The 9698-nt window shown below is 56.4% G+C and carries 10 protein-coding genes; 8 read left to right on the plus strand and 2 right to left on the minus strand.

Translation table 11 applies throughout. The annotated features are described in order from the left end of the window. A complete protein-coding gene (locus GXX57_03215; GenBank protein ID HHV43666.1) occupies window positions 1-1803 on the plus strand; it encodes a DEAD/DEAH box helicase family protein in 1803 nt (600 codons plus the stop codon). Here GXX57_03215 and GXX57_03220 read toward each other — a convergent pair. Beyond that, window positions 1798-3087 (minus strand): DUF4340 domain-containing protein, encoded by a 1290-nt coding sequence (locus GXX57_03220; GenBank protein ID HHV43667.1) that lies wholly within the window; start codon window positions 3085-3087, stop codon window positions 1798-1800. The genes GXX57_03215 and GXX57_03220 overlap by 6 nt on opposite strands. 448 nt (window positions 3088-3535) lie before the next feature. Here GXX57_03220 and GXX57_03225 point away from each other — a divergent pair, with 448 nt between their 5' ends. From GXX57_03225 to GXX57_03240, 4 genes are all read left to right on the plus strand, one after another. Then, window positions 3536-4492 (plus strand): sugar kinase, encoded by a 957-nt coding sequence (locus GXX57_03225; protein HHV43668.1) that lies wholly within the window; start codon window positions 3536-3538, stop codon window positions 4490-4492. Window positions 4493-4506: 14 nt separating this feature from the next. After that, window positions 4507-5349 carry a fumarate hydratase gene (locus GXX57_03230; protein ID HHV43669.1) on the plus strand — a complete coding sequence of 281 codons (843 nt, stop codon included), beginning with the start codon at window positions 4507-4509 and terminating at the stop codon, window positions 5347-5349. Window positions 5350-5363: 14 nt separating this feature from the next. Next, window positions 5364-5918, plus strand: a complete 555-nt coding sequence (locus tag GXX57_03235; protein HHV43670.1) for a Fe-S-containing hydro-lyase — start codon at window positions 5364-5366, stop codon at window positions 5916-5918. An 85-nt stretch (window positions 5919-6003) separates the two neighbouring features. Then, window positions 6004-6216 (plus strand): heavy-metal-associated domain-containing protein, encoded by a 213-nt coding sequence (locus GXX57_03240; protein ID HHV43671.1) that lies wholly within the window; start codon window positions 6004-6006, stop codon window positions 6214-6216. 22 nt (window positions 6217-6238) lie between these two features. On the opposite strand, the gene xylB is transcribed toward GXX57_03240, so the two are convergent. Beyond that, window positions 6239-7768, minus strand: a complete 1530-nt coding sequence (xylB, locus tag GXX57_03245) for a xylulokinase (protein HHV43672.1) — start codon at window positions 7766-7768, stop codon at window positions 6239-6241. Between the two features lie 242 nt (window positions 7769-8010). Here xylB and GXX57_03250 point away from each other — a divergent pair, with 242 nt between their 5' ends. The 3 genes from GXX57_03250 to raiA all read left to right on the plus strand — a co-directional run bounded on the left by GXX57_03250 (window position 8011) and on the right by raiA (window position 9528). Beyond that, a complete protein-coding gene (locus tag GXX57_03250) occupies window positions 8011-8574 on the plus strand; it encodes a hypothetical protein (GenBank protein HHV43673.1) in 564 nt (187 codons plus the stop codon). Window positions 8575-8628: 54 nt separating this feature from the next. Continuing rightward, a complete protein-coding gene (gene csrA / locus GXX57_03255; protein ID HHV43674.1) occupies window positions 8629-8802 on the plus strand; it encodes a carbon storage regulator CsrA in 174 nt (57 codons plus the stop codon). Between the two features lie 186 nt (window positions 8803-8988). Continuing rightward, a complete protein-coding gene (gene raiA, locus GXX57_03260) occupies window positions 8989-9528 on the plus strand; it encodes a ribosome-associated translation inhibitor RaiA (protein HHV43675.1) in 540 nt (179 codons plus the stop codon). Window positions 9529-9698 lie beyond the last annotated feature (170 nt).

The following is a 9698-nucleotide window of genomic DNA, read 5'->3' on the forward strand; positions in this document are numbered from 1 at the left end:
TTGAACCAAAGCCACCATGTGGTATATATTGCAGAAGATAACGGACGAATTTACGTGGGCAGTTCCCACAATCCTGCCCTGGATGCCGTCTATTTCACCCGCCAGGGCATTCCTTTCCTGTGGTGTATTTCCCAACCCCTTCCCGCATATTTGGCGGAGTGGGTGAAGGAGGAAACGGCCCTCTTTCTGAAAAAGGGCGGGGAGCGGCCCTCTTCGGCCAAGTTCTTCCGGGCACTGCTCCGCAGCTTCGGCCAACATCCCCAGGTTGCCGCAGCCTTGGTCCCACCTCGTTTGGTGTCTGCAGACGCTTTCTATCGGGTGCCATGCAATCTAGGGGTGCCACCGGTCTTGGAAGGGCGTCTGTTGCGGTATGGGGAGGTGCTTGGGTGGAAGGAAAGGACCGGTGGCTTCGCTCCCCTGGCTTTCCGGGATCACCTGCATCTGCTGGCCCTAGCAGGAAAGATCCTTATGTTTCCTGCCATTACTGCTGGTCCCGAGGGTTGGCGGTGTCACCGCTGCGGCAACAAAACTGCCATTGATCTCATTCCCTGCGAAAGGTGCCAGGGGGTTTGTCCCGCCTGCGCGGATTGTCGGAGCCTTGGCCTGTTGCGGGGCTGTGAGTGGCTTTATGCCTTTCCCTCCCTCCACCGCTTGATTCCCCGGTCGGGGCCCTTGTTACAGCTAAGTTACGAGCTTTCTCCGCCGCAGCAGGCGGCCGCGGAGCAAGTGTTGAAGCTTGTCAATGACCCCTCCCAGTCCTGCTGTTTGGTGTGGGCGGTGTGCGGTGCCGGCAAGACGGAAGTGGTCTATCCGGCGATGGAGGCGGTCTTAATGCGGGGGGGCCGTGTCTTGTTTGCGGTGCCCCGACGGGATGTGGTGGTGGAATTGAGAGAAAGGATCGCTAAAGCCTTCCCCCAAGTGCCGGTGGTGGGGCTTTATGGCGGAACACCGGAACGTTATGGCAAAGGTTCTGTGACGGTGGCCACCACCCATCAGGTGTTGAGGTTTTATCGGGCCTTCGACTTAGTGATTCTCGATGAGCTGGATGCTTTTCCCTTTCGGGGCTCGCCTATGTTAAAGATGGCCCTGGAGCGGGCCCGCAAGCCCGAAGGCAAACTGGTCTATATGAGTGCCACCCCCACGGAAGAACTCATCCGGCGGGGACAAAGGGGCGAGGTGCACTTGGCCTTCATTTCCGCCAGGCACCATGGTTTTCCCGTCCCAGAACCAAAGATAGTGCTCCGGCGCTGGTGCCATTGGGGAGAGAGTCGGCGGCAAAGGGAGGCGTTGATCAGGGCCCTGGATCAGGAAATTCTGCGGACCTTTCGGTGGAGGAGGTTGTTGCTGTTCGTCCCCTACGTGGCCATGGCCCAACCCCTGATGGAATTGCTCAAGACACGGGGTTGGCCTGTGGACTATTGCTATGCCGCAGATCCCCTACGCCAAGAGAAGATCCGCAGGTTCAGGGAGGCGGATCCGATGATCCTGGTGGCTACCTCCCTGTTGGAGCGGGGTGTCACTATTCCCCAAGTGGACGTGGTGATCCTCTTTGCCCATGAGGCTCGGATCTACGATGCTAGCACTTTGATTCAGATGAGTGGACGGGTGGGCAGGACTGCCCAGTGGCCCACGGGGCGTTGTCTGATGGTAGCTAAGGAAAAGACTCCGGCCATGGTTAGGGCCTTGGGTATTATCCGCCAGTTTAACGACCAGGCCCAAAAACAAAGGTACTTGTCCCCTGAGGGGGAAAAGTACCTTGTCCAGATGCGCAAGGGGAAAGGGGATAACTACTCTTCCCTATGACCCGCCGAGACCTTTGAACTGGGCCATCAGAGCCTCCACCGCCTGGGGATCTAGCTGCAGGATTCTGGACCGGGAAGTCACCCGAGTCCGGTAGTTTTCATCGATGGTGATGACGATGGGAGTGGGATCTGCTGTGGGATCCAGGCGGATCTCCCATTTGGTCTGGCCCAGACTCGGACTGTCCGCCTTTTCCACCGCAAGGCCCTGCAGACTGTTAAGGAGCCCGGTCATGGTTTCCAAGGACACCTCTTCCGTGCCACAATACCACGCATCCTTGGCCCGGACGAAGATCCATTCCCCGGTTTCGTCCCGGAAAGCGACCTCATCCAAGTCGCCCGGGCTAAACCGGGTGAGGGTGGACATGGTCAGCTCATCGACGGTGAGCTCCAGGGGCAGGATGGAGTATTTGCGTACGAAGTATACGGTGTTGCTGTCGGAAGTTTTCAGGTAAAATCCGTTTTCTGCCTCGATCTTGGAGCTAACCAGTACCGTGGTACTGGTCCCATCCTGCAGCTGGAAGGTGACGGTGAGGGCGGGTTCATCGAGGGAGTATTCCCCCAGATCCTCCACGTCATCGAAGAAATCCGTTGCCCGCAGGTTTACGTACTCCCAGACGATATCACTGGCCCTGGTGTATTCGGCCAAATCCCGGTAGGGCGCTTCCAGACCCCAGGTTCGATCGTCTAATTTCTTAAGAACGACGGTTTCCGGACCCAAACCATCGAGGGAATAGCTTACCACGTTCCAGGGGTAAAAGTGTACAATGCTTTTGGAACGGAGGGTGGTGAAGGACAATCCCGCGGACGCGAAAGTGTCTATCACCTGGGTGGGCACCAGGTATTCTGTCTGATCGTCGAGGGACATATAGTAGTGTCGGCCATTGAAGGTCTGTTTGCCTAAGGAGAGCAAGGTGCGTTCTGTGGCGTCACCTAAGGAGATCTGCAACCAAGGCTTGTCCAGACCATGGGCCACGGGATCCGGGTCCTCCACCGGCGTGGCGTATTTCCCCACCGCCGCTAACCCCTGGAGGATTTGGTTCACCGTGCCGTATTCCGCTAAGGCCCGGCGAGGCGAGGTAATGTACCATTGGGTGGTGGGCTGTTCCTGCAGGGTGAGGACAATCTCATCTTGCTGGTGGACGATGGTCAGGTGGGTGATGGGCTTCTGATTCCAAGGGGCCAACACCGACTCCTCTTCTTGGTGACGCGGCAAAACAAACACGAATAAGATGAATAGGCCTAAACAGACCAAGACAATAATGGGGATGAGCAAACTCTTACGCATATCCTTGCCTCCTACATAGGGTGGGAAACCACCGTTCAAGGCCCATGGCGGCCTTCCACTCCAGACCCAAAGCATTCTTTTGTCTACCGTCTGGTTTCATTATACCATAGGGCTGTCTGGGAAAGCACGCCTACCCCAGGCCGTGTCCCCGCGCATGATGTCTTTGGTGGGGCAGGGGAAGGGCCAATCCCCAAGGGCCGCAACCTAGACTTTAGTCCCGGTGACTGATAGAATATGTTATATCTGGTTCACATTGCAGGGATGTACAGAATCATGGAATCTGCCATTGATGTTTAGATCGTTTGCTTTCACGTAAACAGGTGTAAGCTAAGGGTGTCAACGGGTCAGGTGAATTCTTCTGGCCGACGGACTTGCTTGATTCCCCCAAGCCCAGTGCAAGTCCAAGACGGGGATGGAAACTAGATTAATATTCAGGAAAAGATAGGTGATGAAATTGCCTGAGATGATTACGATTGGCGAAAGCATGGTGGTATTTAGCCCGAACGTGCCAGGTCCCTTGCGGTACGTCCCGCAGTTTACCAAACATGTGGCTGGCGCCGAGTCTAATGTATGCGTAGGTTTGACCCGCTTGGGACATAGTGCCGGATTTATCGGAAGGCTGGGTGACGACGAGTTTGGTCATTATATAGTCAATAGCCTGCGGGGAGAAGGGGTGGATGTTTCCCAGGTGGAGTTCGATCCGCTCCGTCCCACGGGGATCTATTTTAAAGAGCGCCGGATGCCCGGGCAGATCAATGTGTATTACTACCGTCACGGTTCTGCGGGCAGCCATCTGACGCCGGAGATTTTGAACGAGGATTACTTTGCCTCCGCGAAGATCCTTCATCTCACTGGGATTACGCCGGCCTTAAGTGACTCCTGCCGGGAGACCGTTTTTGAGGCGATCCGATTGGCGCGTAAACACGGACTATTTATCAGCTTTGATCCCAACATCCGTTTGAAACTGTGGAGCAAGGAGGAAGCAAAGCGGGTGCTCACGGAGATTATCTCCCAGGTGGATCTATTGCTGCCGGGACTTGATGAAGGGGAGATCATCTTCGGTACCGACACTCCCGAAAGCTTGGTTCAAGCGGCCAGCAACTTGGGGGTGCAGAAGGTGGTAGTGAAGCTGGGTGCTTCCGGTTGTTATGTGTGGGATGGGAAACCTGTGGGATTTGTGCCGGGCTATGCCATTCGGGATGTGGTAGATCCGGTGGGAGCCGGTGACGGATTTGCCGCCGGTCTGCTTTCTGGGATCCTGGATGGATTGAGCTTGCGGGATGCCGCGGACTTGGGCAATGCGGTGGGTGCTTACGCTACCACCACCTACGGTGATGCCGAGGGGCTACCCACCCGCAGGGAGCTTCGCAGCTTCTTAACCCGGGCCGATGAAGTGGAGCGATAACCGTGGATAAGGCCGTGCGGGAGATTCACGTGGATTTGGTCACCGAGACGGTGGCCCAGTTGTGTATTGAAGCCAACACCAGGGTAGGTGACGATGTGCTTGCGGCCCTGGAAAGGGCCATCGCCGCGGAGGAGTCGCCCCTGGGCCAAGATGTGCTAAGACAGCTGTTGCAGAACCATCGCTATGCGGCCGAGGCGGGGGTCCCCCTTTGCCAGGACACCGGTACCGCGGTGGTGTTTTTGGAGATCGGGCAAGATGTGCATTTTACCGGCGGCGGCCTGGAAGAGGCCATCCACCGGGGTATTGCCAAGGGGTACCAGGAAGGATATCTGCGCAAGTCCATGGTCGCGGATCCCTTGGTCCGGGAAAACACCCAGGACAACACCCCGGGGATTATCCATCTGCGGTTGGTGCCCGGCGACCGGGTGAAGATTACCGTGGCCCCCAAGGGCGGCGGCAGCGAAAACATGAGCTTTCTGAAAATGTTGCCCCCCTCCACCCGCCGGGAGGACCTGGTGGGAATTATTGTAGAACAGGTGAAAGAGGCTGGAGCCAATCCCTGTCCTCCGGTGGTGGTGGGGGTGGGCCTGGGCGGCAATTTTGAATATGCGGCATATTTGGCCAAGTACGCCCTACTGCGGCCCCTTGGGACGCCCAATCCCAATCCCCTGTACGCGGCACTGGAGACGGAACTTTTGGCCAGGATCAATGGACTGGGTATCGGTCCCCAGGGGTTTGGCGGTAGGATTACTGCGTTGGCGGTCCATGTGGAGGCCTATCCCTGTCATATTACCGGGTTGCCGCTGGCGATTAATCTGAATTGTCATGCGGCCCGTCATGCTTCCCGGGTAATCTAGGAAGGAGAAGGACGATGTCACTTTTCCCACTGAAGGCTCCGGTGACCGAAGAGGATTTGCGTAAACTGCACAGTGGAGACCAAGTGCTCATTTCCGGTGTGATTTACACCGCCAGGGATGCGGCCCATCAGCGGTTGTGCAAGCTTCTAGAACAGGGGGAATCCCTGCCGGTGGATCTGCGCAACCAAATCCTCTACTACACTGGCCCCACGCCGGCAAAACCGGAGATGGTGACCGGTTCCATTGGCCCTACCACCAGTTACCGGATGGATCCCTACACCCCTGCCCTGTTGGAATACGGGGTCAAGGTGCTCATTGGTAAGGGCCCCCGGAGCCAGGAAGTGAAGGAGGCCCTGGTTCGCTGGGGCGGGGTGTATTTGGCCGCCCTGGGGGGTGCTGCGGCTCTGTTGGCCCGCAGCGTCCGCAGCCAAGAGGTGGTGGCCTATCCGGATCTGGGGCCCGAAGCCATCAGAAGACTAGAAGTGGTGGATTTTCCCGCGATCGTGATCAACGACCTTTACGGCCATGATCTTTACCTGGACGGGGTGAAGCGATACGCAAAGGACTGAGCCCCGTTGGTACCACCTTCCAAGCATCAAAGGGCCTAGGCTAGGGGAACAATGAGCTTAAGGCAAAGAAGTGGGAGGTGGGTCGGTGGCCACAGAACAACTGCAGATGACTATCAAGGGACTGGCGTGCAGTCAGTGTGTCAGCGCTGTGGAAAACGCCTTGCGTGCCAAATCCGGGGTAACCGAGGTGTACCTGGACCCGGAAAGCGGACAGGCCCAGATCCGTGTTGAACAGGGACAGGTGACAAGGGCAGAGCTGGTGGATACCGTAAAGAAAATGGGATACGAAGTGCAGTAAGAAAGGCCCGGAGGATCCGGGCCTAAAATATTCTCGCTGCCTTTTGGAAGCTGTCTTTGAGGGCGGGATAAAGCCCCCGAAACAGGGTATAGATCTCTTCGTACTTGGCCACATTGGCGGGGTTAGGTTCCGTCACGTGTTTGACTGTAATCAGCTCATCGGCTGCCTCTTCCAGGCTGGGGAAGACCCCAGCGGCCTTGCCCGCGATGAGGCTAGCGCCGAAGGCGGGTCCTTCGTCAATATTTAATGTGGCTACGGGTACGTTGAAGACATCCGCCTGGATCTGCCGCCACAGGGGACTTTTGGCACCGCCGCCGATGGCCCGTAGCTCCTTGATCTCGATCGCCATATCCTTGAAGATCTCTAGACTATCCCGGAGGGCGAAGACCACCCCTTCTAGGATGGCCCTGGCAAAATGGGCTTTCCGGTGGCGGGGGTTCAGGCCGAAGAACACACCACGGGCGGTGGCATCGGCATGGGGAGTCCGCTCGCCATTGAGGTAGGGGAGGAAGACCAATCCGTCGCAGCCCGGCTCCACTGCGGCTGCTCCCTGATCCAGTAACTTATACAGATCGATGCCGTAGTCGGTTTCCACCATCTGTTCCACCTGGGCGAAGGCCTGCGCGAACCATTTGTAGGAGAGGCCCGCGGCCAGCATGACCCCCATCACATACCAGGCCTGGGGGATGCTGTGGTTAAAGGTGTGGACGGCTCCCTTGGGATCCGTGGTGGGCTGGGGAGTGTGGGCCAGCAATACCCCGGAGCTACCGATACTGGACAGGGCCCTTCCCTCCCGTACGATCCCGGCTCCCACCGCCCCGCAGGCGTTATCTGCACTGCCGCCGGCCACTGGGATCTCGGCGGGGAGACCCGTAAGCTCTGCAGCTTCGGTGGTGACATAGCCACAGACATCGATGGATTCCTTCACTTCCGGAAGGATCTCCGGGTTCAGCTCTAGTTTCGTAAGCAACTCTCCACTCCAACGACGGTTTTTCACATCGTAAAGCAATGTACCCGCGGCGTCGGACACCTCGGTGAAGATCTCGCCAGTGAGGCGGAAACGGATATAGTCCTTAGGCATCATTACGTATTTGACCTTGGCGAAGTTCTCCGGCTCTCTTTGTCTTAACCAGATGATCTTCGGTGCCGTAAAACCCTCCAGGGCGGGGTTGGAAACGTAATCAATGAGCTTCTCCCGGCCCTGGGCCTGGGTGGTGATCCACTGGCATTGTTCCGTGGTGCGGACATCACACCACAAAAGGGCCGGGCGAATCACCTGCAGATCCTTATCCAGGAAGACGGAGCTATGCATCTGCCCCGAAAGGGCTACACCCTTAATCTCTTTGCTTTTTTTCCCCAGCTTGTCGGTGAGCTTTCGCAGGGCCACACAGGTACCGGTCCACCAATCCTGGGGATCCTGCTCTGCCCAACCCGGCCGGGGATAGTGCAGGGGATATTCCGCCGCGGCCGTGGCTACGATCTTGCCGTTAGCATCACAGGCAATGGCCTTTACGCCACTGGTTCCCACGTCAATTCCGACTAAATAGGCCATATTCATCAGCTCCTCTTTGGTTATCAACGGACAAAGCCGTGTCCTTTCCCCGGAACCCAAGGGATAACCTGGGCTCATGGGTGGATTAATCGATTATGTATCCATCAATCGACCTATTAGGTGATCTTTTCGTGAAGGAGGGGGCTTCTTCCTGCTAAGACCCGCGGGGCAGGGCGCCAGCCTACATCCACCCGAGGGGACAGCCCCATTTGACAGGGGTTCACGGTTTTTGTACGATAGAAGTGACAGCTCTACTTGGGAACAACAACAAGCCCGAAGGGGATGATGGTTCCGGAATGTGGAAGTCCTTCCTTACCTACTTCTTCGGCAGTCCCTTCCTTTGTCCTGCCTGCGGTCGGCCGGTGGAACAGGCTCCCCTGTTATGCCCGATCTGCTTAAGGGACTTTCCCTTCAACCGTAATCCGCAAAGTGACCCCTTATACTTGGGTGAATCGGAAGAACCTCTATTGACTTGGGTCCAACGGGCCGCGCACCAGGAGGATTACCGGCTGGCGGAGGCCTTGGGTCACCTGCTGGGGATGTTCGCCGCCGGCCGTGGATCATGTCGTCGGCGGGAAGTGGTGGTGTATGCGCCCCAAAGAAGAACGAGCTTTGATTTCCACCGGGCCTTGGCGGAGGAAGTGGCCCGGTGCTTGGGTCTACCCGTGTTTTCCATCATAGAAGGAACGGCCCATCTCATGGAAAGACGAGTCCTGTATGTTGATGTGTGGTCCGAGGCCGGTTTTCTTCCACCTGTTCCGGGGTTGCGGCTTAGTTTGGTGGGCCCCTCCCGGAGTAAGGTCTAGGGGGCGGGGGAATAATAGGGATAAAAAGCCGGTGTCCAAGGAGGGGCATCCATCATGTTGATTCTAACCCGCCGAGTTGACGAGACGATTATCATCGATGACCAGATCCGTATTACCGTTGTGGAGATCAGCAGATCCCAAGTGAAACTAGGGGTCGAAGCACCTAAGCATGTGTCCATCTTTCGGGAAGAGATCTATCCCCAGGAGGGACAGTCGCCGACCCAATAGGACGATCTGCCTTGGTTTCTAGGCCTTCTAGGATGAAAAAGGTCTTGGAGTGGTGTGCAGGAAAATAGCAGGATTTCTTGGATGAAAAGGGAAATGTTATAGTACCTTATGGAAAGGGAGGAGATGCCACAGAACGATCAGCTAATATCGCCTCACGGGGCAGATTAGGGCAAAGGAGTTGGCAATATGCAAATAGTCGTCTACGGTAAGAACATCGAAGTTACAACTGCCTTGCGTAGCTACGCCGAGAAGAAAGTGTCCAAGATCCAGCGCTTCTTCGAAGGAGATCTGGAGCTGACCGCGGAGGTGACCATGAGCGTCCAGAAGGAACTGGATATCGTGGAGATCACAGTGCAGGTGGATGGAGTTCTCTTAAGGGGAGAAGCGCGTACCGAAGATATGTATGCCTCCATAGACGAAGCGGTGGACAAAATCGCGCGACAGGTGGAAAAGTATAAGACGCGGTTGCAAAAGCATTTCCAGAAAGGTGCTAAACTAGCCAAGGTCAGCACAGATAGCAAGGCATCCGCCGGGATGGAAATGCCCAACATTGTTCGGACGAAACGCTTTGCCATCAAACCTATGTCGGTCGAAGAAGCGGCGATGCAGATGGATCTTTTGGGCCATGACTTTTTCGTGTTTGCCAATGCCCTAAACGGAGAGGTAAACGTGGTGTATCGCAGGAAAGATGGGAATTACGGCTTGATTGAGCCTGAGTTTGAATAGAGGGAAACGAGGATAAAGGGCCGGGGATGGACCCCGGCCCTTTGCCTGAGGTTTTGACATAAGGTTTGTGGGGTTGGGACGGTTTTTCGTTGTCGCGAGAAAAAGTTCTGTGGCGTTGCAGGAGATCCAGAAAATTCCGCGAACTTATCAGATAATTGCAGTTTCGCGGA

This window comes from Bacillota bacterium (genome assembly GCA_012839765.1).
GTDB lineage: Bacteria > Bacillota > Limnochordia > DUMW01 > DUMW01 > DUMW01.

Bases quoted from the DNA above. Each gene is read 5' to 3' on its own strand.
- GXX57_03225 (HHV43668.1), top strand. From the start codon at position 3,536: ATGAAATTGCCTGAGATGATTACGATTGGCGAAAGCATGGTGGTATTT.
- GXX57_03235 (HHV43670.1), top strand. From the start codon at position 5,364: ATGTCACTTTTCCCACTGAAGGCTCCGGTGACCGAAGAGGATTTGCGT.
- raiA (HHV43675.1), top strand. From the start codon at position 8,989: ATGCAAATAGTCGTCTACGGTAAGAACATCGAAGTTACAACTGCCTTG.
- GXX57_03220 (HHV43667.1), bottom strand. From the start codon at position 3,087: ATGCGTAAGAGTTTGCTCATCCCCATTATTGTCTTGGTCTGTTTAGGC.
- xylB (HHV43672.1), bottom strand. From the start codon at position 7,768: ATGGCCTATTTAGTCGGAATTGACGTGGGAACCAGTGGCGTAAAGGCC.
- csrA (HHV43674.1), top strand. From the start codon at position 8,629: ATGTTGATTCTAACCCGCCGAGTTGACGAGACGATTATCATCGATGAC.